The organism is Nocardia goodfellowii, from assembly GCF_017875645.1.
GTDB lineage: Bacteria > Actinomycetota > Actinomycetes > Mycobacteriales > Mycobacteriaceae > Nocardia > Nocardia goodfellowii.
Genome location: NZ_JAGGMR010000001.1, coordinates 2677684 through 2701199 on the forward strand (window position 1 = coordinate 2677684; position 23516 = coordinate 2701199).

Here is a 23516-nt window from a genome sequence, read left to right on the forward strand (position 1 = left end):
ATCAGCCTGTGGGCCGGGTTGATTGCGCGATCACGAAATAGTTGTCGTCGGTGGGTTCGCCATCGACGACATCACAGTTGGCGAGAATCAGTCGGCCCGGTACCGCTTTGCGTAGCTCGTGCCGGCTGAGCAACGAGCCTTTCGGCAGCGGGCCAACGGATTCCACCGTGTACTCCAGCACTCCGTTGGGCGTGCGGAGCACGACCAGGTCGCCCGGCCGGACCACCCGCAGGGCCCGGAAAGGCGCCGCGCGTTTCGCGTAGTTGTGCCCGGCCACCAGGACTGTCTGCTTGGTTTCCGTTCCCGGCAAACCACTTTCGCCCCACCACACCGGCAATTCGTCGACCGGATTCAACTGCTGTCCACCGGCGCCGCCGCGCAGCAATTTCTCGGGGTGCAGCGGGCTGCTCAAATAGGTCTCGCCGGTGGGGGAGCGCACTTCGATATCGGTCGGCTCGGCCGGTTCGATCACCGCACCGTCCGGCGCCGTCGCGACGATATGCGACGGCACCGGTGCGCGGTCCGGGGGTGGCAACGACACGCTGTCCTCGCCACAGCCCGCGACCGCGCACAGCACGGCCGCACCCACCAGCCAGAGGCGGGCGGCACGCATGCGTCTTACCCGCGAATCCGCTTGCGGCGCACCACAAGTGTGGTTGCCGTCGCGGCCACGCCCAAGACACCCACGCCCGCCGCCATGGCCACGATCATCGGCAGCTTCGAGCCGTCATCCTGGGAGTCGCCGAGCGCCAGTTCGACCGGCGGCAGTTCCCCGGCCAGGGTTTCGACACCGTTGCCGTCGGTCTTGTAGTAGTCGACGACCTCGAATTCCCCGTTGCCGTGGAAGACTCCGACCAATTTCACACCGCCGCCGAGCATGATCAGCGTTTCGGTCAGCTTGGTGATGCTGATGCCGGTGAGCAGTTCGCCGCCCAGGTTCAACGTCGTGACGAGTGCGACACCGGCGGCGATCGCGGCCTCGAGCTGCGCTTTCAGATCGAGTTGAGCTTGCAGCGCGGCAGTGAGCGCCGCGTTCGCGGCGCCCAACTTGACCTGCCATTCGGTGACGAGCGCCGCCGCCGCGTCGGCGTCGGCTTTCAGCCGCAGTGCGAGCGCCGCGTCGATCCCGGCCTGCGCCGCGGCCGAAGCGTCGAGGGCCGCCTTGGCGGCGAGCTGCAGCTCGTTCAGCTTCGCCGTCACGCCGGCGACTCCGGCCTGTGCGGCGGTGACCGCCGCCGAGGCCTTGGCCGCCGCGGCAATGCCTGCCTGCGCCGCCGCCTTCGCGGCGATCTTCTCGACCGCCACCTTGGCTGCCAGCGCCGCCTCGACGGCAACCTCGGCCTTGGCCGCGAGTTCCGCGGCCGCGACCGCCTCCACCTGGGCCTGGGCGGCCGCTTCGATCTTCAGGGTGGCCTCCGCGCCGGTGGCCGCCGCGGCCTCCGCGCCCAAGGCGGCGGCTTTGTCGGCGGCCGCACGAGCGGCGGCGGCGGCTTCGTCCGCGGCTTTCCGCGCTGCGACGACGGCGGCTTGCGCCGCCGCCACATCCGCCTGTGCCGTGGCGGTGACCTGGGTGGCGACGACGAATTCCTGCTCGGCCTCGACCGAAACCGCCGCGGCGCGCGACGCTTCGAGGTTCGCCTGGGCCGACACGACCGCGGCCTGCGCGACCGAATCATCGGGACGTGCGGCGGCGGTCGCGGCCGCGGCGGCGTGCGCCTGCTCGGCGTTCGCCGTGGCACCGGCCGCCGCGGAGACCGCGAGCGCGGCCTGTGCGCGGGCGTCCACATCGGCCGGGGTCAACGCCGCGGTGGCGTCGATGTGGATTCCGGTTTCACCTTGCACACCGCCCGGTTGCGGCTGGGTGGCGAGCGGCACGTCGATGGACGGCACGGCCACGGCGGGACTCGGAAGCCGCACTTCCGGGGACGGCAGCGTCACGGGCGGAACCTGGACCTGTGCCGTCGGAACAGGCACTCGCACAGTCACATCCGGCAGTTCCGGCGACGGGACCGAGACCTCGGGCTTGGGCAGATTCAGGTGCAACCCGGGTGCGCTGGTGGACGGCGCGGTGGCGCCGGTGGACGGCGCCGGTGCCGCCGAGGTCGGCTCGGCGGCCGCGATGGGACCGGCTACTCCGGTGGCGAGCGCTAGAACGGCGCCGGCGGCAGCCAGCCGCCGTAGTCGAGACATGGCGATAGAACGCTCCGACATCAGATTTACGACCCTCTCACTTCGTTGCTTCCGGCGCCGGGAAGCGGGGTCGCCCTTGCCCCGACAACGTCGGGCAACCAGAACGCACGTGCGCCGTGCAGGCGACTTGTTCAGCGCCTGCACCAATGTCGTCGCCCAGCGAACAGTTGTTACCGGGTGTTGCCGATCATTCGTTGGCGACCAGTCGCAGCCCGCGCGCGCCGGTCTCGAGCTTGTCGGTCAACCACACGACGATGCTCTGATCCCGGTCGGCGGCGAGCATCTCGAACGGCACGGCCACCGAGCCGTGCTCGGGATGATCGAAATGCAATGTGCCGGAGGCGTCTTCGCCGGGACGGTGCGATCTCCAGCGCTTGGCGAATTCCGGGTCTTTCCGGAGCGCTTCGATGGTCGCGCGCAAAGTGCCGTCGGCGGGCCAGCGCGATTTCGCGAGATGCAATGCGGCCACGAAATGATCCGCGGCACCCGACCAATCCCGGATGACCGTACGCGCGTTCGGGTTCATGAACGTGAACCAGGCGAGGTTGGGCCCGTGCTCCTCGTCCAGCATGCCGAGCGGTTCGACGAAATCGGCCCAGGCCGAATTCCAGCCGAGCACATTGAGGCGGCGGCCGACGACGAAAGCCGGTGTGGGATTCAAGGACCGCAGAATCGCTTCGATGGACTCCGGCAACTGCTCCTGCGGGGTACTGGCGCCGGGGCAGAGGGCGGAATCCTCGCTGCAGGCGGAGGCCGTGCCGGAGGCGAGGGCGAGCATGCTGAAGTGGCGGCGATCGGCGTCGTCGAGGAGCAGTGCGTCGGCGAGCGCGCCGATCACCGCGGCCGACGGGTTGCGGTCGCGGCCTTGTTCCAGCCGGGCCAAATAGTCGACGCTGACACCGGCGCGCACCGCGACTTCCTCCCGGCGCAGCCCGGGGGTGCGCCGCCGGCCGCCGGCCGGCATCCCGACATCGGCCGGGCGCAGCTCGTTGCGCCGGGCGATCAGGAAATCGGCGAACAAGTTCTCCTCTGCCACCGCTCCATGGTGCCTCGTCCGCGGACCCGTTGCCTCGCCCTGTCAGTGCCTGGATAGATTTCTCACAGGCCGAAAGTACGTGGTCGCGTTATCCCCGCACTGCGAATCCCAGGATAACGGCGGTCTGGTTACCGGCCGCGGTCACGGCGAGGGTGGTTGCCATGACAACTTCGGAATCCACCACTGCCACCTCGACTCTGAAGCCCGGCGCCTGGGCGCTGGACACCGCGCACTCCACGGTCTCCTTCACCATCCGCCATCTCGGTATCTCCAAGGTGCGCGGCGGCTTCACCAAGTTCGAGACCGAGTTCGTCGTGGACGAATCCGGCGCCGCCACCCTCGGCGCCACCATTTACCTGGACAGCTTCGACACCGGCAACGCCGACCGCGACGCGCACGTACGCAACGCCGACTTCCTCGATGTCGAGAACCGCCCCACGCTCACCTTCCGCGCGCTCGGGCCGGTCCAGATCGCCGAGAACTTCACCGTCGAGGGAGAGGCGACCCTGGGCCAGATCACCCAGCCGGTCACCCTCGAGGTCGAGTGGGGCGGCGTGCAGGACTTCCCTCAGGCCGGTGAGCGGCACGCCGGGTTCTCCGCCACCGGCAGCATCAAGCGCACCGATTTCGGCGTCGGCGGCCACATGCCCGGCATGCTCAGCGACAAGGTGCAGATCGAACTCGACATCGAGCTGATCGAACCCAAGTAGCCGGTGTTCGCTGTCAGCGCAGGCAGGCTGGTGCCCCGGCATACATGCCCTGGACTAGCCTTGATTCGACAGCACAGGACTCTAGGTTCGGAGGTTGGCCGTGGAGGTCAAGATCGGTATTTCGGATAGCCCGCGCGAGCTCATCATCAACAGCTCGCAGACCGCCGCGGAGGTCGAGGCGCTGGTGTCCGGTGCGCTGACCGGCGACGGCGGCCTGGTGTCGCTGACCGACGACAAGGGCCGCAAGTTCCTGATCCAGGCCTCGAAGGTCTCTTACGTGGAGATCGGCACCCCGGCCAGCGGCCGCGTGGGCTTCGCCACGGTCTAGGGTCCCCCCAGCAACGACCGAGCCCCTGTCCGGAGCGGACAGGGGCTCGGTCGTTCGCGGTCTCAGGAGCCGAGGCTGCGCGGCACGCCGTCGATCGGATGCAGCGGCACGTGCGACAGGCCACCCCAGGCCAGCGTCACGGTGGTGTCGATGGCGTCGTCCTTGGGAATGGGACGATCGGCTTCCAGCCAGTAGCGGGCGGTGGTCTGGCTCGCGCCGACCAGGCCCACCGCGAGAATGCGGGCGCGGTACGGATCCAGGCCGGAGTCGTGCGCGACCAGATCGAAGACCGCGTCTACGCAGGCCTCGGTGGCCTGCTCGACCCGGCGCTGTACCTGCGGCTCGGAGGTCAGGTCGGACTCGAAAACGAGTCGGAAGCCCTGCATTTCGTTGTCGACGAAATCGAAGTACGCCGCGACGGCGGCGCGCACGCGCTGCTTGTTGTCGGTGGTGGAGCGCAGTGCCTGGCGCACGCTCGACACCAGCATGTCGACGTAGTTCTGCAACACCGCCAGGTACAGCTCGAGTTTGCTGGTGAAGTGCTGATAGAGCACCGGCTTGCTCACCCCGGCGCACTGGGAGATCTCGTCCATGCCCGCCGCGTGGTAGCCGCGGAGCACGAAAACCTCACTGGCCGCGTGGAGTAGCTGCTGTCGCCGTTCATCCCGGGGCAGCCTGGTACCGCGTTTAGCAGGTGCCATGGCCTCGGACGATGATCTACGGGACGGCATCCGGTCCACGAGGTCGGTCATTTCGGCTCTCCCAGTCGAAGCCCCGGCTGAAGGGGTAGTACACCGGGTATCCCCTGAACGATACCCGGTCGTGGGTCACACGCGGAGGGGGGTTGGGCAACAACCGCTACAGCATGAGATATCGCACAGCGAACCCGTGTTGCCTCTCGTAGCGAGTCTTTCGCACTCGCGGCAATGCCGACTTGCCCACTGTGAGAGTCTGTTAGCCGTGACCGACCGAACGGAAACTCCGTCCGGAGGCGGGCGTGACGCGCACCGCCCCGGCTCCGTCGCGTCCGGTTCCGTCACATCGGAACCTCCACCGCGGCGCGATCGCGACGGTGTAGAGATCTACGATCCGCTCGGCCTGTACCCGGCCGGAGCGCAAGACCAGACGGATCGATCCCATCAGCCGCTGCGTGCGCGCTGGGATCCGACCGCACCCGAGGAAGGCAAGGACCGCGCCCACCGTCCGGGCCGGGTGGTGAAGAAGCAGAGCCGGTTGGGCCGGTTCGTCTCCACCTACGGCTGGCGGGCCTACGCGCTGCCGGTGCTGGCCGTGGTCACCGTGCTGGTGGTCGTCGACGCGGTGCGCGGCGGCCCGGACGCGGCGGGCAACGGCAATCCGGGATTCGGCGCGCTGAGTCCCCGGGCGGACTCGGCGGGCATCATCGGCGCACCGCCGGGCGACGGTCAGTTCCCGACCGACCTGCCCACCGGCGCGCTACCCCAGGGTGGTGCGTTCACCGACGCGGGCGCGGGCACCTGGCGGGTAGTGCCGGGCACCGCCGAAGTCGGCGCCGACGCCGCGAACGTCTTCACCTACAGCGTGGAGATCGAGGACGGCATCGACACCTCCGGCATCGGCGGCGACACGGCGGTCGCGACGATGGTCGACTCCACCCTCGCCAATCCGAAGAGCTGGTCGCACGACAAGCAGTTCGGGTTCCGCCGGATCGACCAGGGCCGTCCCGATTTCCGGATCTCGCTGACTTCGCGCCAGACCACCCGCAAATCCTGTGGCTTCGATATCCCGATCGATTCCTCCTGCTACAACGCCGACTCCGGCCGGGTGCTGCTGTCGGAGGTGCGCTGGGTGCGCGGAGCGCTCGCCTTCGAGGGCGATATCGGCTCCTACCGGCAGTACCAGATCAACCATGAGGTGGGTCACGCCATCGGCTATCACCAGCATCAGCCGTGTGAGACCGACGGCGGGCTGGCGCCGATCATGATGCAGCAGACCTTCGGCACCAAGAACAACGACATCGCGGCGCTGGACCCGTTCGGGGTGGTGCCGATGGACGGCAAACGCTGCCGGTTCAATCCCTGGCCATATCCGCGGGGCTGACCCCCGTGTCTCAGTGGCACGGCCGTACGGGACGATAGGGCGGGAAGAACGGCCCGGCTTCCGGCGTTGCACACGCTGAGCTACGAGGCCCACCGATTCGAGGAGAGTCCGGACCATGTCCTTGGGTAGTACAGCAAAGTCCTTGCCGCCGTTGGTCGAGCCGGCCGCGGAGCTGACCCGGGACGAGGTCGCCCGCTACAGCCGCCACCTGATCATCCCGGATCTCGGGATGGACGGGCAGAAACGGCTGAAGAACGCCAAGGTGCTGGTCATCGGCGCCGGCGGCCTGGGTTCGCCCGCGCTGCTGTACCTGGCCGCGGCCGGTGTCGGCACGCTCGGCATCGTCGAGTTCGATGAGGTGGACGCCTCCAACCTGCAGCGTCAGATCATCCACGGGGAATCCGATATCGGCCGCTCCAAGGCCGACAGCGCGCGCGATTCGATCCTGGAGATCAACTCCGGCATCACCGTCAACCTGCACAAGATCCGGCTGGGGCCGGAGAACGCGATCGAGCTGTTCGCCCAGTACGACCTGATCGTCGACGGCACCGACAACTTCGCCACCCGCTACCTGGTCAACGATGCCGCGGTGCTGGCGCACAAGCCGTACGTGTGGGGTTCGATCTACCGCTTCGAGGGCCAGGTGTCGGTCTTCTGGGAAGACGCCCCGGACAACCGCGGCCTGAACTACCGCGATCTCTACCCTGAGGCGCCGCCGCCGGGCATGGTCCCGTCCTGCGCCGAGGGCGGCGTGCTGGGTGTGCTGTGCGCGTCCATCGGTTCGATCATGGTGACCGAGGCGATCAAGCTGCTCACCGGCATGGGCGACCCGCTGCTGGGCCGTCTGATGGTCTACGACGCACTCGACATGAGCTACCGCACCATCAAGCTGCGCCGCGATCCGGAACGTCAGCCGATCACCGAGCTGATCGACTACGACGCTTTCTGCGGCGTGGTGTCGGAGGAGGGGCAGGCCGCCGCGGCCGATTCCACCATCACCGCGCGTGAGCTGAAGGAACTGCTCGACGCGGGCAAGGAGATCGAGCTGATCGACGTCCGCGAACCCGTCGAGTGGGACATCGTGCACATCGACGGCGCGAAGTTGATCCCCAAGGACCGCATCCTCTCCGGGGAGGCGCTGTCGGAATTGCCGCAGAACCGCCCGATCGTGCTGCACTGCAAGACCGGTATCCGTTCCGCGGAAGCGCTGGCCGCGCTCAAGCAGGCGGGCTTCGCCGACGCCTCCCATGTGCAGGGCGGAATCCTGGCCTGGGCCAAGCAGATCGATACTTCCCTGCCGGTTTACTAGTGGGTTTGGGCGCGCCATCGGCGCGTCCTACCAAACTCGGCGGTACCGTACGGCCGTGACTTCTGTGGAACCTCCCGAGCACGTGCGCGCCACGTTCGGTCTGCGCGAAGTGACGCCGGTTGCCTTGGGAGACTGGGACGGTGGCTGGCGCTGCGGTGACGTGGTGCTCAGCCCGGTCGCCGATCATGCCCGCGCGGCGTGGTCGGCGAAGATCCGGGAGACGCTCAAGGTCGACGGGCTGCGGATTGCCCGCCCGGTGCGCGCCACCGACGGCCGCTACGTCGTGTCCGGCTGGCGCGCCGACACCTACCTCGAGGGCACCCCCGAACCCCGTCACGATGAAGTGGTTTCGGTGTCCCTGCGCCTGCACCAGGCCACCGCGAAACTCGAACGCCCCCGCTTCCTGGTCCAGCCGCCCGTCGCCCCGTGGGTCGACGTGGACGTCTTCGTCGCCGCCGACCGTGCCGCCTGGGAGCCGGTTCCGCTGCGCAGCCTGCGCGCCGGCGGCACCCTCCCCACCACCACTCCCGACGGCCAGCGCAGTATCGAACTGATCGGCCAGCTGGCCACCCTGCGCAAACCCGTCCAGGCCGCCCCGCAACTCGTGCACGGCGACCTGTTCGGCACTGTCCTGTTCGCCGGTGTCTTCACCCCCGGCCTTTCCGACATCACCCCCTATTGGCGCCCGCCCGCCTGGGCCGCCGGCGTCATCGTCATCGACGCCCTCGCCTGGGGCGGCGCCGACGACGGTCTGCTGGACCGTTGGCGCGCGCTCCCCGAATGGCCCCAAATGCTTTTGCGCGCAGTGATGTTCCGCCTCGCCGTGCACGCCCTCCATCCCCGCTCCACCCCGGAAGCCTTCCCGGGCTTGGCCCGCACCGCGGATATGGTCCGGCTGATGCTGTAGGGCAGGGTTGCCCGACACAGTCGAGTGCCGCACCGAGACCTGTTGTCCCGGTGCGGCATTCGGTCTGTTACGGCGGCTACACGTTGGCGTAGGCCAGGGAGGGGACTCGGCCGATGGCGAACGAGGACCGCAGGTAGAAGAACCAGGTGACGCCGGCCATCACGAGGAAGGCGACGGCGTAGGCCCAGAAGGCCGGGTTCATGCTGCCGAAGTTGATGTTGGACAAGCGAAGTGCCTGCTGGAGCAGGTAGCCGCCGGAGGCGCCGATCGCCCCGATGACGCCGATCGCGGCGCCCGCTTGGCGTTTGGCGGAGGCGAGGGCATCGGTGATTTCCATACCGTGTTCGGAGGCGTGCTTCTTGGCGACGGCGGAGAAGATGGACGGGATCATCCGGTAGGTGGAGCCGTTGCCGATTCCGGTGAGCACGAACAACATCAGGAATGCCGCCAGGTAGAGCGGGAAGCTCTTCAGCTCGAGCGCCGCCATGATCAGCGCGACGGCCACCGACATGCCGCCGAAGACGAAGACGGTGATCTTCGCGCCGCCGACTTTGTCGGAGACCCAGCCGCCGAACGGCCGGCTGAACGAGCCGACGAACGCGCCGAGGAAGGCGAGATTGCCGAGGGTGGTGATCCAGCCGATCTGGGCCAGGTGCGGGAAGTTGGCCTTGATCAGGGTCGGGAAGGCGAAGGAGAAGCCGATGAACGAGCCGAAAGTGCCGATGTAGAGGAACGACATCACCCAGGTGTGCCGGTTGGTCAGCGCCAGTTTGTAGGACTTGCCGTCGGACTTGGCGGTGGCGATGGAGTCCATGTAGCGCAGCGCGCCGAAGGTGGCGATCAGGATGAACGGCACCCAGACCAGCACCGAGAGCGTGATGCCGAACCGGTAACCGGCCGGATCCTTGGCCAGCAGATGCGTGCCCAGGGTGATCAGCAGCGGCAGCACCAGTTGGGTCTGTGCCACGCCGAGATTGCCGCCCGCGGCGTTGATGCCCAGGGCCGCACCCTTTTTCCCTTCCGGGAAGAAGAACGAGATGTTGGCCATCGACGAGGAGAAGTTGCCGCCACCGAAACCGGCCAGCGCCGCCAGCACCATGAACACCCACATGGGTGTGCCCGGCTGGTTCACGAAGTAGGCCAGACCCAGGGTCGGAATGAGCAGCATCGCCGCGCTGAACGCGGTGAAGGCGCGTCCGCCGAATTTGGGAATGGCGAAGGTGTAGGGAATGCGCAGGGCCGCGCCGACCAGGGTCGGGGTGGAGGTCAGCAGCAGCGCGTTGCTCACCGCGACCGGATCGCCTTTGCCGAGCCCGGCCAGGAAATCGAAGCCGGCCAGGCCCATGCTGGTCACGACGGTGCCCCAGATGACCCAGACCGAGAAGCCCAGATTCTCGGCGAATACCGAGAAGAGCAGATTTTTGCGGGCGGTCTTGTTGCCGCCGGATTCCCAGAATTTCGTATTGTCGGGGTCCCAGTGTTCGAGCCAGCGTCCGCGCTTCTGGTGCTCGAATCCGGGGGTTTCCGACTGCTGGCCGGTGGCAGCAACTGTGGCAGTCATCGGCTTCCTCTCGATCGCCTCGCTGGTGGGTCGAGTCAAAAGGTAGAAGCCGGTTGTTGCGTCCCCATGGCCTTCGGTGACGTTCCCGGCAAATCCGACTCACATGGGGGAAACGGCGTCGGTGACCAGTTGGTTACTTACGGTTCTGAATACGGGACCAGTCGGAATTTCAGCGGTCGGGATATTCCGCGATCAGCGCGGCGAGGAAACAGCGTGCGGCTTGCGCCGCGGCGTCCGGGTTGCCATCGATCACGGCCTGCACCAGTTCGATGTGCTCGGCGTCATAGGAGTCGTCGGATTTCGAGGTCCGCGCCCGGATCACCTGCTCGATGATCGGCAACAGCGAATCGTAGAACTCGACGTACACCGCGTTGTGGCTGGCGACCACGATCGCGCGGTGCAGTTCCACGTCGGCGGCGATGGCCGCGTGGTTGCCCTCGTCCCACTTGTTCTCGTTGCGTTCGGCGAGCAGGCGGCGCAGCGTCGCGATGTCGGTGTCGTCGCGCCGGCGCGCGGCCAGCGCGGCCGCGTTGGTGTCCAGCGCCAGACGCAGTTCGAGCACATCGCGCTCTTCCGCGTCGGCGAAGTACTTGCCGAGCGTCCCACCGACCTCCGAGGCGGCCACCACATAGGTGCCCGAGCCTTGGCGTCGCTCGAGCATGCCGGCGTGCACGAGCGCCTGGACGGCTTCGCGCACGGTATTTCGACCCGTTCCGGTGAGCTCGGTGAGCTCCGGTTCGGTGGGGATCCGAGAGCCGATAGGCCAACGCCCCGAACGGATTTCGGCACGCAGCTGCTCTGTTACCTGGGCAATGAGGCTGGTGCGCCGGACTGGTTGCACCGAAATAGAGTACCGCGCATCACAAACTGTTGCCTCCTATCATCGGGTCATCCTATGATTTCGGGGTGACAGCAACTCTCTCGGAAACCACAGTGCCCGCGGAAACCGCGACCCCTCGACCCGGCAGCGACCGGGTCGAGCAGCGTCCGGGGTGGCCTGCCGACGGAGTCGAAAAAACGCGCCGTGGACTGATCGAGGGACGGCTGCTGGTCCTGCTGGCGATCGTCATGTCCGCGCTCACGCTGCGCGTCGCGGTCACCGCGTTCAGCCCGCTCGCCGAGCGGATCGGCGATGATATCGGTTATTCGACCGCCGTCATCGGCGTCTTCGGCATGGTCCCGGCGGCCATGTTCGCGCTGTCCGGCCTGATCACGCCGATCATGGTGCGCAGATTCGGACTCGAACGCACCGCGATGCTCGCCATGCTGACGGCGGGCGCCGGCATGCTGATCCGGGCTGTCGTCCCGAACACCGGCGAACTCCTGGCATTCTCCGCGCTCGCCCTGGCCGGTATGGGTATCGGCAACGTCGTGATCCCCCCGCTGGTCAAGCGCTACTTCTCCGATCGGCTCGCGATCGTCAGCTCGCTGTACATCACTATGGTGCAGCTCGGCACGGTGATCCCGGCGCTGATCGCGGTACCGGTGGCCAACGCGTCCGGCTGGCGGATCTCGATCGGCCTGTGGGCCGCGATCGGGTTCGCGGCGGCGCTGCCCTGGATCTGGGTGCTGCGCGCCCGGCGTGGCCACGATCTGGCCGACACCACCGCGCTGCCCTCGGAGCAGGAGCCCAAGGGCCAGGTCTGGCGTTCGCCGCTGGCCTGGGGCATGGCCGGAATGTTCGGTATGACCTCACTGATCACCTACGCCATGTTCGCCTGGCTGCCGCGCATCCTGGAGGACGCGGGCGCCAGCGACGCCTTCGGCGGCACCATGGTCGGGCTGTTCGCGCTGGTCGGCCTGTCGGCGGCGTTCACCGCACCGACGCTGGTGGCCAAGGTGCGCAACCCCTTCCCGTTCGTGCTCGCCTTCGCCGCGTGCTTCTTCATCTCGTTCGCCGGACTGCTGATCGCGCCGATGAGCGTGCCGCTGCTGTGGGTGGTGCTGCTGGGCCTGGGCCCGAGCACCTTCCCGATGTGCTTGACGCTGATCAATATGCGGACGCGCAGTTCGCAGGGTTCGGCCGCGCTGTCCGGGTTCGCCCAGGGCGTCGGTTACGCCGTGGCCTGCGCTGGTCCGCTGCTGTTCGGCATGCTGCACACCGCCACCGGCGGCTGGGCCGCCCCGTTCGGGATGCTGGTGGTCGCGGTGCTGGTGCTGCTGGCCGGTGCGTGGCGGGCCTGCAAGCCGCAGATGCTCGAAGACACCTGGAACTGAATCGCTACGAGTTGCGCGCCGGTGGGTGTGACCGCATGATGGTGCGCGTCACACCTCACCGGCTTTCGCATTCGATTTCGGGTCTTATTCACCCGCGGAAACCCTTGTGTCACATGCCCGAAACATTCCGGCGAAACTCACCCCGCTGACCGGAGATACGTGAGCAACCGTTGATATAGCGGCAATTCAGGGCGACATTCCGGCAATACCCGTTTCCTACCGTTGTGCCTAACCGAATCTTTCGGGTTGAACACAGTGGGAGGCCCTTGTTGAGCACGCTGACGCGTAACCGCAACATCGAGCACTGGGATGCCGAGGATGTCGCCGCCTGGGAAGCCGGCGGCAAGAACATTGCGAAGCGCAATCTGATCTGGTCCGTGATCGCCGAGCACGTCGGGTTCTCCGTCTGGTCCATCTGGTCGGTCATGGTGCTGTTCATGCCCACCGACAAGTACGGCATCGACGCGGCCGGGAAGTTCTTCCTGATGGCGGTGCCGACGCTGACCGGCGCGGTCCTGCGCATCCCCTACACCGTGGCCACGGCGAAGTTCGGCGGTCGCAACTGGACCGTCTTCTCCGCGCTGCTGTTGCTCATCCCGACGCTGCTCACGCTGTACTTCATCAATCAGCCGGGCACCTCGTACACCACCTTCCTGATCGTGGCGGCGTTCGCCGGTTTCGGTGGCGGCAATTTCGCCTCCTCGATGACCAATATCAACGCCTTCTACCCGCAGCGCCTCAAGGGCTGGGCCCTCGGCTTGAACGCGGGCGGCGGCAATATCGGCGTGCCGGTGATCCAGCTGATCGGCCTGCTGGTGATCGCCACCCTGGGCAACGACTACGCCTCGCTGATCTGCGCGATCTACCTGGTCGCCGTGGCGGTCGCCGGTCTGGGCGCGGCGCTGTACATGGACAATCTCACCAACCAGAAGGCCGACCTGTCCTACATGGTCTCGGCGCTGAAGGTGCCGCAGTCCTGGGCGATCGCGTTCCTCTACATCGGCACCTTCGGTTCGTTCATCGGCTACAGCTTCGCCTTCGGGCAGGTGCTGCAGATCAGTTTCAAGGCCGGTGGCGACACCGCCGCGCAGGCCGCGCTGCACGCCGCGCAGATCGCGTTCATCGGTCCGCTGCTGGGTTCGCTGGCCCGCCCGTACGGCGGTAAGTGGGCCGACCGGGTCGGCGGCAGCAAAGTCACCCTCTATGTCTTCGGCGCGATGATGGCGGCGGCGGTCCTGGTGGTCGCGGCGAGCACGGTCGGCGACAGCAACGGCGGCGTGCCCAGCGGCGGCGTAATGGCCGCGCTGGTAACGGGTTTCATCGCGCTGTTCATCCTCTCGGGTATCGGCAACGGTGCGGTCACCAAGATCATCCCGTCCGTCTTCGACGCCAAGTCCCGCAGCTTGGATCTGCCCGAGTCGGCTCGAGCCGCCTGGTCGCAGAACTGCTCGGGCGCGCTCATCGGTTTCGTCGGCGCCATCGGCGCGCTCGGCGGCGTCGGCATCAACCTGGTGCTGCGCTCCTCCTACGCCTCGACCAGCTCCGCGACCACCGCCTTCTGGGTCTTCATGGCCTTCTACGTGGCCTGCGCCGCGGTCGTCTACCTGGTCTTCCTGCGGCGGCCCACCGCCACCGACTCCGACATCGTCGCCGAGGCCGAAGCCCTGGTCCTCGAAGCCGAAAGCACCTCGTCCAGCTCGTCGGCCCGCGCCTGACACCCGATCCCATCCCCGGAGGACACCTCATGAACAACGAATCCCGCAAGACCGCGGTGGTCGTCGGCCATGGCATGGTCGGGCACCGTTTCGTCGAAGCCCTGCGTGCCCGCGACGAGGCCGGCCAGTGGCAGGTCGTCGTGCTCAGCGAGGAAGCCCAGCCCGCCTACGACCGGGTCGGACTGTCGTCCTATGTCGGGGCATGGGATCCGAAAGAGCTTGCCCTGCAAGGCAACACCTATGACGGGGACGACCTGGTCGACCTCCGCCTGGGCGTGAAGGCCGACGCCATCGACCGGGACGCCCGCAAGGTCACCACCTCCACCGGTGACGTGATCGGTTACGACGCGGTGGTTCTCGCGACCGGTTCGTACGCGTTCGTGCCGCCCGTGCCGGGCCACGACTCCGAGGGCTGCTACGTGTACCGCACCCTGGAGGACCTGGACGGCATCCGCGCCGCGGCCGAGGCCGCCGGGCCGGGCGCGGTCGGCATCGTGGTCGGTGGTGGTCTGCTCGGCCTGGAAGCCGCCAACGCGCTGCGCATGCTCGGCATGACCCCGCACGTGGTCGAGTTCGCGCCGCGGCTGATGCCGGTGCAGGTCGACGAGGGTGGCGGCGCCATCCTGGAGAAGCTGGTCACCGATTTGGGCCTGCACGTGCACACCGGCGTCGGCACCTCGGCGATCGCGGTCGTGGACGATGCCCCGGTCGCGGAACGGCTGGAGGTGACCCTCTCCAACGAGACCGCGGTGCGGGCCGCGGTGGTGGTATTCGCCGCCGGTATCCGTCCGCGGGACGAGATCGCGAAGACCGCCGGGCTCGAAGTCGGTCCGCGCGGCGGTGTCATCACCGATCTGGGGTTGCGGACCTCCGACCCCAACATCTACGCCGTCGGCGAGGTCGCCGCGATCGAGGGCGTCTGCTACGGCCTGGTCGCGCCCGGCTACACCACCGCCGAGATCGTGGCGGACCGATTGCTCGGTGGCGCAGGCGAATTCCCGGGCGCGGACCTGTCGACCAAGCTGAAGTTGCTCGGCGTCGACGTGGCCAGTTTCGGTGACGCCTTCGGCGCCACCGAGGGCGCGCTGTCGGTCGTGCTGCACGACGCCGCCAAGGGCACCTACGCGAAACTCGTTGTCTCCGACGACGCCAAGACCCTGCTGGGCGGCATCCTGGTCGGCGACGCGTCGGCGTACGCGGCGCTGCGGCCGCTGGTCGGTTCACCGCTGCCGGCCGATCCGGCGGCGCTGATCTCCCCGGCGGGTGCGGAACTCGGCGCGGACGCGCTGCCCGACGATGCCCAGATCTGCTCCTGCAACAACGTTTCCAAGGGTTCGATCTGTGGCGCGATCGCCGAGGGCGCCTGCGACGTGCCGGCCATCAAGAGCTGCACCAACGCCGGAACCTCCTGCGGCGGTTGCGTTCCCATGCTCAAGAAGCTGCTGGAGCAGTCCGGTGTCGAGGTCTCCAAGTCGCTGTGCGAGCACTTCTCCCAGTCGCGCGCCGAGCTGTTCCACATCGTGCAGTCGACCGGCATCCGCAAGTTCTCCGAGCTGATCGCCAAGCACGGCAAGGGATCCGGCTGCGATATCTGCAAGCCCACCGTCGCCTCCATCCTGGCCTCGACCTCGAGCGAACACATCCTCGACGGCGAGCAGGCGGCGCTGCAGGACACCAACGACCACTTCCTGGCCAACCTGCAGAAGAACGGCACCTACTCGGTGGTGCCGCGGATGCCCGGCGGCGAGGTCACCGCCGAGCAGCTCATCACCATCGGTGAGGTGGCCAAGGAATTCGGCCTGTATGTGAAGGTCACCGGCGGTCAGCGCATCGACCTGTTCGGCGCGCGGGTGGAGCAGTTGCCGCTGATCTGGAAGCGGCTGGTCGAAGCGGGCATGGAATCCGGTCACGCCTACGGCAAGTCGCTGCGCACGGTGAAGTCCTGCGTCGGGTCCACCTGGTGCCGCTATGGTCAGCAGGACTCGGTCGGCATGGCCGTGCTGCTCGAAAAGCGTTACCGCGGTTTGCGTTCCCCGCACAAGCTGAAGCTGGCGGTGTCGGGTTGCGCCCGCGAGTGCGCGGAAGCGCGGGGCAAGGACGTCGGCGTCATCGCCACCGAGAACGGCTGGAACCTCTATGTCGGCGGCAACGGCGGCCTCACCCCGAAGCACGCGGTGCTGCTGGCCGGTGAGCTGGACGACGAGACGCTGATCCGCTACATCGACCGCTACCTGATGTTCTACATCCGGACTGCTGATCGTTTGCAGCGCACCGCGCCCTGGCAGGAAGCGCTCGAGGGCGGCATGGATTACCTCAAGCAGGTCATCTGCGAGGACAGCCTCGGCATCGCCGCGGATCTGGAGGCCGCGATGGCCCAGCACGTCGACGGCTACCGGGACGAGTGGGCCGCGGTGCTCGACGACGAGGAGAAGCTGTCGCGCTTCGTGTCCTTCGTCAACGCCCCCGCGGAGGCCGATCCGACGATTTCGTTCGACGACAGCGGCGAGCGGAAGGTGCCGGTGCTGTTGGGTACGCCACAAATCCCAGTAGCTACGCCCGGGAAATGACGGCTTAACCCCATAGAAACAGGACGCCGGTACCAATGGGTAAGGCGTTTGGAGGATGACACCGATGACCGTGATCGATAACCCTGGCATTGCACCAGCTACTACGATCGAGTGGACGCAGGCGTGCCGTCTCGACTACCTGATCCCCGGCCGCGGCGTGGCGGTGTTGCTCAGAGGTGGCCAACAGGCCGCGCTGTTCCTGCATACCGACGGCACTCTGTACGCCGTAGGCAATATTGATCCGTTCGGTCGGGCCGCGGTCATGTCCCGTGGCCTCGTCGGCGACCGCGGTGGTGTGCCCGTGGTGGCCTCGCCCCTGCTGAAGCAGGCATTCTCGCTGCTCGACGGCCGCTGCCTGGACGACGAAACCGCCGCGTTGCCGGTCTACGCCGTGCGCGTGGACGACGGCATCGTGTCGGTGTCGAATACCGTGCTCGATCCCGAAGATGCGGCGGAGACACCATGACCGCGGCCGACCAGGGTGCTTGCCTGGCCGGGTTCACCATCGGCATCACCGCGGCGCGCCGCGCCGAGGAATTCGGCACGCTGCTGACCCGTCGCGGCGCGAATATCGTTTCCGCCCCGGCCATTCGGATCATTCCGCTGGCCGACGACACCGAGTTGGAGCGGGTCACCCGCAAGCTCGTCCAAGAGCCGCCGCAGATCGCCGTGGCCACCACCGGTATCGGGTTCCGCGGCTGGATGGAAGCCGCCGAGGGCTGGGGCCTGGCCGAAGAGCTGCGCACCACTCTGGCGTCCACCCGGATGCTGGCGCGCGGTCCGAAGGCCAAGGGCGCCATTCGCGCGGCCGAACTGCGCGAGGAATGGTCACCGGCCTCGGAGTCCTCGGCCGAGGTGCTCGACCATCTGCTCGCCGAAGGCGTGGAGGGCGTGCGCATCGCCGTCCAACTGCACGGCGCGACCACCGAATGGGAACCGGTCCCGGATTTCTGTGAGGTATTGCGCTGTGCCGGTGCGGATGTCGTGCCGGTGCCGGTCTATCGCTGGACGCCGCCGCAGGATCAGGGTCCGATGGACCAGATGATCGAGTCGATCGTCACCGCGAACCTGGATTGTGTGACCTTCACCAGCGCGCCCGCCGTCGCGTCACTTCTCATGCGCGCCAAGGAAACCGGTTTGCTGGAGGGTGTGCTGCACGCCCTGCGCGGCCGGGTGCTGCCCGCCTGCGTCGGTCCGATCACCGCGGCCCCGCTGGAAGAACTCGGCGTGCCGACCTCGATGCCCGCCCGCGCCCGCCTGGGTGCGCTCGCGCGGCACGTCGCCGAGGAACTTCCGCGCCGCGCCAACCGGATTCAGGCCGCCGGGCATCACATCAGCGTGCGCGGTGCGTGCGTCGTCGTCGACGGGACCGTGCGCCAGCTGGCCCCCGCGCCGATGGCGTTGATGCGCTCGCTCGCGCGGCAGCCCGGTCGCGTGGTTTCCCGCGAGGATCTGCTGGCGGCCCTGCCGGGCGGCGGTGACGACACCCACGCCGTGGAAACCGCTATCGCCCGGCTCCGCGCGGGTCTCGGTACACCGAAAGCCATTCAGACAGTGGTGAAGCGGGGCTACCGTCTCGCGTTGGACGCCGCTGAATGCGCCGACGACAATGTCCGCCCGGTCACCCCGCCCGCCCGCCCGCACGGCATCGCCACTCCGGCGCGTGCGCCGGGGTACGCCCAGACGATGGGCAGCTGGTGATGGGGCAGCACCGCGAACGGCCGAGAGGTCGTGTCGGCACGACGAAACTGAGCGAGGTGGAACTATGAGCGCTCCCGCGCTGGTGCTCGTCGCCCACGGCACCCGTAGCGCGCGCGGCGTCGAGATGATCGCCGCGCTCGCCGAGGCGGTTGCCGCCGAATTACACGTTCCGGCAAGGGGTTCGGCGGAACTGGGTTCGGCCACGACATTGTCCCGGGACTTCGGCGCCGCGGTTTCGGGGCGTGGCGCCGGCGCCGCTCATCGTTGCGGCGATGCCGAGGCGGTCGCTCCGGTTCGTGATTGTTGCACCATCGTTCGCGAGCCGGAGTCCCCCGCGGTACGCACCGCGTTCGTGGACGTGCTCGGTCCGTCGCCGTCGGAGGTCCTGCGTGACCTGCACACCGGCGCGGAAGGTGTTCCCGCCGTGGTGGTTCCGGCTTTCCTGGCCTCGGGCTACCACGTCTACCAGGATGTCCCGCGCGAGGTCGCCGAGAGTGCGCACCCCTCGACGGTCGTCACCCCCGCCATGGGCCCGGATCCGGCCCTGGCCCGGATCATGGCCCTCCGGCTGCGCGCGGCGGGCTGGCGTCCCGGCGACGCGGTCGTCTTCGCCGCCGCGGGTTCCTCGGATGCCCGCGCCCGCCACGACGTCCGCCGGGCCGCGGCCATGCTCACCGATCACCTCGCGACGCCGGTCCGCATCGCCTATGTCGCCACGGGATCCCCGCGCGTTCCGGAAGTCGTTGCCGACCTTCGGGATTCGGGTGCCGAGCGGGTCTTCATCGCGTCCTACCTGCTGGCGCAGGGCCTGTTCCAGCAGCGTCTGCACGACGCCGGCGCGGACGGTGTCGCCGAACCGATCGGCGTCCACCCGGCCGTGGTCCGGTTGATCGCCGACCGCTACCGCAGCGCCGTACGGGACCTGGCCCACGTCCATTCACCCTCCTGAACTTTGTCGGTGCCCTGGTCCACACTGTGACCTATGGCATACGACGACGAGCTGGCCGAGCGGATTCGTGAACTGATCACACCCGGTCCACATCTGGTCGAGAAGAAGATGTTCGGCGGCCTGGCCTTCATGGTGGACGGCAATATGGCCGTCGCCGCCAGCGGCCAGGGCGGTCTCTTGGTCCGCGTCGACCCCAAGGAAGTAGATGCGCTGCTCGCGGCCGATTACGTCGACATCATGGTGATGGGCGGCCGCGAAGCCCACGGGTGGCTGCGTGTCACCCCCGAGGCACTGGACGACGACTCGATCCTCGCCGAATGGGTGGACCGCGGCGTCACCTACGCCAAGTCCCTGCCGCCGAAGAAGAACTAGCGGCGGACGCGTCCGGCCCAAAGTTTTTTCGAAAAGTGCGGGAGATGTGTAGAAGGCGGGGAAGCGGCTCCGACCTATGGATGACAGCAGGTCAACCACACATCAGGAGCGCATCATGGCCGTCACCACTTTTTTCTGGTTCGAATCCGGCGCCGAGCAGGCGGGGCAGCGGTACGTCGAGATCGTCCCGAACTCGCGGGTGCTGAACATCGCCCGGCAGGCCGATGGTTCGGCGTTCGTCGTCGATCTCGAGCTGGACGGACAGCGGGTCACGTTGATGAACGGCGGACCGGGTCATCCGCTGACGGACGCGGCGTCGATTCAGCTGATCGTGGATACCCAGGACGAGGTCGACCGTTTGTGGGACGCGCTCACCGAGGACGGGGAGCCGGGTCCGTGTGGCTGGCTGACCGATCGCTTCGGGCTGAGCTGGCAGGTCGCGCCCTCGGCTTTGCCGCAGCTGATGCTGGACGGTAATCCAGCGCAGACCGCTGCGGTCGGGGCCGCGTTGCGAACCATGTCGAAGATCGATGTCAAGGCTTTGCGGGACGCCTACGCCCAGGCCTGAACACGGATCCGCCCACACCCGATCAAGGGTGTGGGCGGACCGGTGTCAGGAGCGCCAGCTTTCCGGGGTGACCGGGGCTTCCCAGGCGCCGGCGTAGCGCTTGGTGTCGGGGGCGTTGGATTCCTTGGCGCGGTAGACGATGTAGGGGCGGGTGAGGTAGCCGATGGGGGCACTGAACATGTGCACCAGGCGGGTATAGGGCCACATGCCGATCAGGGCGAGGACGACGAGACCGTGGGCCTGGAAGGTCCACGGCGTGCCGACCATCAGCTCCGGCTGTGGGTTGAGGCTGAAAAGGCTACGGAACCAGGGGGATACGGTCTCCCGGTAGTTGTAGGTGCCCCACAGCAGGTTGCTGCCCCAGGTATTGAGCAGGCCGGTGACCAGGGCGGCGGTCAGCAGGGCGTACATCAGCTTGTCGTTGCCGGTGGTGGCCTTGCGCACCGCGGTCACCGTCCACCGCCGGTACAGCAGGATGCCGACGCCGGTCAGCACCATCAGTCCCGCAACGGATCCCGCGCCGACCGCGATGATGTGATAGGTGTGCTCGGAGATCCCGACGGCGGCAGTCCAGGACTCCGGAATCAGCACACCGAGCACATGCCCGCCGAACACGCCGAGCATCCCGAAGTGGAACAGCGGGCTGCCCAGGCGCAGCAGCCGGCTTTCGTAGATCTGCGAAGACCTTGTGGTCCAGCCGAATTGGTCGTTCCGGTAGCGCCAGACGTGCCCGAGGACGAACGAGGTGAAGGCCACATACGGCAGGATCAGCCATAGTTCCGTGGGCAGGTGCGGGACATAGTTCATCGTCGGCCTCCACGGGGGTGGTAGTCGGCGGAGCCGCCGGGACGGGTAGGTGCCGCGCTGTCGAACAGCGCGGGGTCCATGGCGAACGGGTCGAGGCCGACTTCTTCCTCGGGCGGCCCCTGGGCGGCGAGTTCGGCGATCTTGCGCCGGTCGGCGGTGGTCAGCGGCGGCAACGTCGCGACCACCGCACCCAGAATGCCCGCGTAGGGAGACTTGGTGTCCGACAGGGACAGTCGCAGCAGTTCGATCACCGGGAGGTGCTCGCCGAGGAGCCGTTCACCGCCGATCGGGTCGACGGTGGCGGCGAATTCCAGCAGGACCGGAAGATGGTCGGGCAGTTCGTGATCGCCCAACTCCACACCCGCGTGCTTGTAGGCGTGCTTGAACCGCAGCAGTGCCATTCCGCGTTTGCGGGTGTCGCCGTAGGCGTAGAAGGTCAGGTGCATGCTGGCACGGCGGCGCAGGTCGAAGGTCTCCACATACGACGCCGCGAGCGCCAACGGCGGGGTTGCCCGCAGATGGGCCAGCAGTTCGCTGAAGTACGGTCGCATATGCTCCGGCAGTTCCGCTGCCGCACTGGATAATTGGTCCAGCATCGCCAGCGTGTCCGCATTCGGGTAGTCCAGCAGCAGCGCCGCCATCCGCCAGACCAGCCGGCGCTCGTGTTCGGAGATCCGGATCGCCGGTTCGGGCCTGCGCCGCACTTTCAACAAGCTCATTGCGGTGCTCCGTTGATGGTGACGGACGGCGATCCCGGCGCGGCGCCATTGCCTGCCGGGATCGCCGCGCCGTCCGCGGCGGCGCCATTGCCGCCGTTGCTCGCAGCACCGTTGGTCCCGGACCCGTTGACTCCAGCACCGTTGACCGGCTCCGGTGTGGTCGCCCGCTCCTCCTGCTGTTCCGCCGCGGCCGGAATCAGCCCGCTGGTGCTCTTCCCATCCCAGTTCAGCAGGTTGATGCGATTCGACTTCTCCTCGGGCGCGGCGCCATTGGTGTCGGTGAGGTGAAACTTCTCCACCATCTGGTCGAACGCGGTCATGCCGGGTCCGCCATCGGTGTCCAGGCTGCACCCGGTCGCGAGGGCGTCGAGCTGGTGCGCCTCCGAACCGGCGCCGTTCGGAATCACGTACCGGTCTTCGTATTTCGCGATGGCGAGCAACCGGTACAGCGCTTCGATCTCCTCGGGTTGCAGCCGCACGTTCGGCGCGATCGAGGGGTCCGGTTCCTCACCGAGGTTCACCGACCGCATGAACGCGCGCATGCCGGCCAGCCGCTGCAACGCGGCGCGCACCGGACCCACATCACCGGCGGTGAACAATTCGGCCAGGTATTCCACCGGAATACGCAGTGCGTCGATGGCGCCGAACAGGTTTCGCGCGTCCTCCCCGTCGTGCCCGGTCTCCGACAGCACATCCACCACCGGCGACAGCGGCGGCACGTACCAGACCATCGGCATGGTGCGGTATTCCGGATGCAGCGGTAATGCGATCTGGTAGTCGACGATCAATTTGTAGACGGGCGAGTTCTGCGCGGCCTCGATCCATTCCGGGGAGATCCCGGCCCGCTCGGCTTCGGTGACGACGCGCGGATCATGCGGATTCAGGAATACGCCGAGCTGCGACGGATACAGATCCGCGGTTTCGGTGACCGACGCCGCTTCCTGCACTTTGTCCGCGTCGTAGAGCATGACGCCGATGTAGCGCAACCGGCCCACGCAGGTTTCCGAGCACACCGTCGGAATACCGACCTCGACCCGCGGGTAGCAGAAGGTGCATTTCTCCGCCTTGCCCGTCTTGTGGTTGAAGTAGATCTTCTTGTACGGGCAGCTGGTGACGCACTGCCGCCAGCCGCGGCACTTGTCCTGGTCCACCAGCACGATGCCGTCTTCGGCGCGTTTATAGATCGCGCCGGACGGGCAGGCGGCCGCGCACGAGGGATTGAGGCAGTGCTCGCAGATCCGCGGCAGGTAGAACATGAAGGTCTCTTCGAACTCCAGTTTCACCTTGTCCGAGAGCCGCCCGAGCAGCGGGTCCTTGCCGACCTGTTCGGGACCGGAGCCGAGATCGTCGTCCCAGTTGGCGCCCCAGGTGACCTGCGTATCCTCGCCGGTGATCAGCGATTTCGGGCGCGCCACCGGAACGGTGTCGATGGGCGGGCTGGACAGCAGGTTGTCGTAGTCGTAGCTCCACGGTTCGTAGTAGTCCGACACCGTGGGCATGTCGGGATTGGCGAAGATGTTGAGCAGCCGCTTCATTCGCGACCCCGACTTCAGGGTGAGCTTGCCGCGCTTGGTGAGCGTCCAGCCACCCTTCCACTTCTCCTGGTCCTGATACTGGCGTGGATAGCCTTGCCCGGGACGGGTTTCCACATTGTTGAACCAGACGTACTCGGTACCACCGCGATTCGTCCAAGCCTGCTTGCAGGTGACCGAACAGGTGTGACAGCCGATGCACTTGTCCAGGTTCATCACCATGGCCATTTGTGCCATAACGCGCATAAC

Annotated in this window: 22 protein-coding genes; 13 read left to right on the plus strand and 9 right to left on the minus strand. The window is 67.4% G+C overall.

Going from position 1 to position 23516, the window contains the following annotated elements; translation table 11 throughout:
- Position 1: 1 nt before the first annotated feature.
- The 3 genes from BJ987_RS11885 to BJ987_RS11895 all read right to left on the minus strand — a co-directional run bounded on the left by BJ987_RS11885 (position 2) and on the right by BJ987_RS11895 (position 3226).
- Positions 2-613, minus strand: coding sequence for a class F sortase (locus BJ987_RS11885; RefSeq protein WP_209888187.1), 612 nt, complete (start codon positions 611-613; stop codon positions 2-4).
- A 5-nt stretch (positions 614-618) separates the two neighbouring features.
- Positions 619-2211 (minus strand): hypothetical protein, encoded by a 1593-nt coding sequence (locus tag BJ987_RS11890; RefSeq protein WP_209888190.1) that lies wholly within the window; start codon positions 2209-2211, stop codon positions 619-621.
- A 166-nt stretch (positions 2212-2377) separates the two neighbouring features.
- On the minus strand, positions 2378-3226 hold the full coding sequence (locus BJ987_RS11895) for a helix-turn-helix domain-containing protein (RefSeq protein WP_307869579.1): 849 nt from the start codon (positions 3224-3226) through the stop codon (positions 2378-2380).
- A 161-nt stretch (positions 3227-3387) separates the two neighbouring features.
- On the opposite strand from BJ987_RS11895, the gene BJ987_RS11900 reads away from it, so the two are divergent.
- Positions 3388-3936 (plus strand): YceI family protein, encoded by a 549-nt coding sequence (locus BJ987_RS11900; protein WP_209888193.1) that lies wholly within the window; start codon positions 3388-3390, stop codon positions 3934-3936.
- Between the two features lie 100 nt (positions 3937-4036).
- Positions 4037-4264, plus strand: a complete 228-nt coding sequence (locus BJ987_RS11905) for a DUF3107 domain-containing protein (RefSeq protein ID WP_209888196.1) — start codon at positions 4037-4039, stop codon at positions 4262-4264.
- Between the two features lie 62 nt (positions 4265-4326).
- Here BJ987_RS11905 and fasR read toward each other — a convergent pair whose 3' ends face one another.
- Positions 4327-5016 carry an HTH-type transcriptional activator FasR gene (gene fasR / locus BJ987_RS11910; RefSeq protein WP_209888199.1) on the minus strand — a complete coding sequence of 230 codons (690 nt, stop codon included), beginning with the start codon at positions 5014-5016 and terminating at the stop codon, positions 4327-4329.
- A gap of 208 nt (positions 5017-5224) precedes the next feature.
- Here fasR and BJ987_RS11915 point away from each other — a divergent pair, with 208 nt between their 5' ends.
- The 3 genes from BJ987_RS11915 (at position 5225) to BJ987_RS11925 (ending at position 8559) form a co-directional block, all read left to right on the plus strand.
- Complete coding sequence (locus BJ987_RS11915) at positions 5225-6343, plus strand: DUF3152 domain-containing protein (RefSeq protein WP_372446852.1); 1119 nt, start codon at positions 5225-5227, stop codon at positions 6341-6343.
- A gap of 115 nt (positions 6344-6458) precedes the next feature.
- Positions 6459-7652 carry an adenylyltransferase/sulfurtransferase MoeZ gene (moeZ, locus tag BJ987_RS11920; RefSeq protein WP_209888205.1) on the plus strand — a complete coding sequence of 398 codons (1194 nt, stop codon included), beginning with the start codon at positions 6459-6461 and terminating at the stop codon, positions 7650-7652.
- A gap of 55 nt (positions 7653-7707) precedes the next feature.
- Positions 7708-8559: a TIGR02569 family protein gene (locus tag BJ987_RS11925; protein WP_209888207.1), complete on the plus strand. Its 852-nt coding sequence runs from the start codon at positions 7708-7710 to the stop codon at positions 8557-8559.
- 76 nt (positions 8560-8635) lie between these two features.
- On the opposite strand, the gene BJ987_RS11930 is transcribed toward BJ987_RS11925, so the two are convergent.
- Positions 8636-10120, minus strand: coding sequence for an MFS transporter (locus BJ987_RS11930; RefSeq protein ID WP_209888211.1), 1485 nt, complete (start codon positions 10118-10120; stop codon positions 8636-8638).
- 169 nt (positions 10121-10289) lie between these two features.
- The gene (locus BJ987_RS11935) at positions 10290-10961 is read right to left on the minus strand and encodes a FadR/GntR family transcriptional regulator (RefSeq protein WP_209888214.1); all 672 of its coding nucleotides are present in this window, start codon (positions 10959-10961) and stop codon (positions 10290-10292) included.
- 227 nt (positions 10962-11188) lie between these two features.
- On the opposite strand from BJ987_RS11935, the gene BJ987_RS11940 reads away from it, so the two are divergent.
- The 8 genes from BJ987_RS11940 (at position 11189) to BJ987_RS11980 (ending at position 20209) form a co-directional block, all read left to right on the plus strand.
- Positions 11189-12337, plus strand: a complete 1149-nt coding sequence (locus BJ987_RS11940) for an MFS transporter (protein WP_209898229.1) — start codon at positions 11189-11191, stop codon at positions 12335-12337.
- A 266-nt stretch (positions 12338-12603) separates the two neighbouring features.
- On the plus strand, positions 12604-14052 hold the full coding sequence (locus BJ987_RS11945) for an MFS transporter (protein ID WP_209888217.1): 1449 nt from the start codon (positions 12604-12606) through the stop codon (positions 14050-14052).
- Between the two features lie 29 nt (positions 14053-14081).
- On the plus strand, positions 14082-16619 hold the full coding sequence (gene nirB, locus BJ987_RS11950) for a nitrite reductase large subunit NirB (RefSeq protein WP_209888219.1): 2538 nt from the start codon (positions 14082-14084) through the stop codon (positions 16617-16619).
- A 64-nt stretch (positions 16620-16683) separates the two neighbouring features.
- A complete protein-coding gene (nirD, locus tag BJ987_RS11955; protein WP_209888221.1) occupies positions 16684-17085 on the plus strand; it encodes a nitrite reductase small subunit NirD in 402 nt (133 codons plus the stop codon).
- Positions 17082-18320, plus strand: coding sequence for a uroporphyrinogen-III synthase (locus BJ987_RS11960; RefSeq protein ID WP_209888223.1), 1239 nt, complete (start codon positions 17082-17084; stop codon positions 18318-18320). The genes nirD and BJ987_RS11960 overlap by 4 nt, the downstream gene beginning before the upstream one ends.
- 64 nt (positions 18321-18384) lie before the next feature.
- The gene (locus BJ987_RS11970; protein WP_245365914.1) at positions 18385-19269 is read left to right on the plus strand and encodes a sirohydrochlorin chelatase; all 885 of its coding nucleotides are present in this window, start codon (positions 18385-18387) and stop codon (positions 19267-19269) included.
- A gap of 33 nt (positions 19270-19302) precedes the next feature.
- Complete coding sequence (locus BJ987_RS11975) at positions 19303-19641, plus strand: TfoX/Sxy family protein (RefSeq protein WP_209888225.1); 339 nt, start codon at positions 19303-19305, stop codon at positions 19639-19641.
- A gap of 115 nt (positions 19642-19756) precedes the next feature.
- Positions 19757-20209: a VOC family protein gene (locus BJ987_RS11980; RefSeq protein ID WP_209888228.1), complete on the plus strand. Its 453-nt coding sequence runs from the start codon at positions 19757-19759 to the stop codon at positions 20207-20209.
- A gap of 45 nt (positions 20210-20254) precedes the next feature.
- Here the strand turns inward: BJ987_RS11980 and narI are convergent, their stop codons facing one another.
- From narI to narH, 3 genes are read right to left on the minus strand one after another with little or no spacing between them, the layout of a single operon-like run.
- Complete coding sequence (gene narI, locus BJ987_RS11985) at positions 20255-21016, minus strand: respiratory nitrate reductase subunit gamma (RefSeq protein WP_209888231.1); 762 nt, start codon at positions 21014-21016, stop codon at positions 20255-20257.
- Entirely contained in the window at positions 21013-21735 is a 723-nt protein-coding gene (gene narJ / locus BJ987_RS11990) for a nitrate reductase molybdenum cofactor assembly chaperone (RefSeq protein WP_209888234.1), read from the minus strand. The genes narI and narJ overlap by 4 nt, the downstream gene beginning before the upstream one ends.
- A complete protein-coding gene (narH, locus tag BJ987_RS11995) occupies positions 21732-23513 on the minus strand; it encodes a nitrate reductase subunit beta (protein WP_209888240.1) in 1782 nt (593 codons plus the stop codon). Before narH ends, narJ begins: the two co-directional genes overlap by 4 nt.
- Between the last annotated feature and the right edge of the window lie 3 nt (positions 23514-23516).

What these genes read in the sequence shown, in the direction of transcription:
- BJ987_RS11885 (WP_209888187.1), bottom strand. Translation starts at nt 613, where the DNA reads ATGCGTGCCGCCCGCCTCTGGCTGGTGGGTGCGGCCGTGCTGTGCGCG.
- BJ987_RS11890 (WP_209888190.1), bottom strand. Translation starts at nt 2,211, where the DNA reads ATGTCGGAGCGTTCTATCGCCATGTCTCGACTACGGCGGCTGGCTGCC.
- BJ987_RS11900 (WP_209888193.1), top strand. Translation starts at nt 3,388, where the DNA reads ATGACAACTTCGGAATCCACCACTGCCACCTCGACTCTGAAGCCCGGC.
- fasR (WP_209888199.1), bottom strand. Translation starts at nt 5,016, where the DNA reads ATGACCGACCTCGTGGACCGGATGCCGTCCCGTAGATCATCGTCCGAG.
- moeZ (WP_209888205.1), top strand. Translation starts at nt 6,459, where the DNA reads ATGTCCTTGGGTAGTACAGCAAAGTCCTTGCCGCCGTTGGTCGAGCCG.
- BJ987_RS11930 (WP_209888211.1), bottom strand. Translation starts at nt 10,120, where the DNA reads ATGACTGCCACAGTTGCTGCCACCGGCCAGCAGTCGGAAACCCCCGGA.
- BJ987_RS11940 (WP_209898229.1), top strand. Translation starts at nt 11,189, where the DNA reads ATGTCCGCGCTCACGCTGCGCGTCGCGGTCACCGCGTTCAGCCCGCTC.
- nirB (WP_209888219.1), top strand. Translation starts at nt 14,082, where the DNA reads ATGAACAACGAATCCCGCAAGACCGCGGTGGTCGTCGGCCATGGCATG.
- nirD (WP_209888221.1), top strand. Translation starts at nt 16,684, where the DNA reads ATGACCGTGATCGATAACCCTGGCATTGCACCAGCTACTACGATCGAG.
- BJ987_RS11960 (WP_209888223.1), top strand. Translation starts at nt 17,082, where the DNA reads ATGACCGCGGCCGACCAGGGTGCTTGCCTGGCCGGGTTCACCATCGGC.
- BJ987_RS11970 (WP_245365914.1), top strand. Translation starts at nt 18,385, where the DNA reads ATGAGCGCTCCCGCGCTGGTGCTCGTCGCCCACGGCACCCGTAGCGCG.
- BJ987_RS11975 (WP_209888225.1), top strand. Translation starts at nt 19,303, where the DNA reads ATGGCATACGACGACGAGCTGGCCGAGCGGATTCGTGAACTGATCACA.
- BJ987_RS11980 (WP_209888228.1), top strand. Translation starts at nt 19,757, where the DNA reads ATGGCCGTCACCACTTTTTTCTGGTTCGAATCCGGCGCCGAGCAGGCG.
- narI (WP_209888231.1), bottom strand. Translation starts at nt 21,016, where the DNA reads ATGAACTATGTCCCGCACCTGCCCACGGAACTATGGCTGATCCTGCCG.
- narJ (WP_209888234.1), bottom strand. Translation starts at nt 21,735, where the DNA reads ATGAGCTTGTTGAAAGTGCGGCGCAGGCCCGAACCGGCGATCCGGATC.
- narH (WP_209888240.1), bottom strand. Translation starts at nt 23,513, where the DNA reads ATGCGCGTTATGGCACAAATGGCCATGGTGATGAACCTGGACAAGTGC.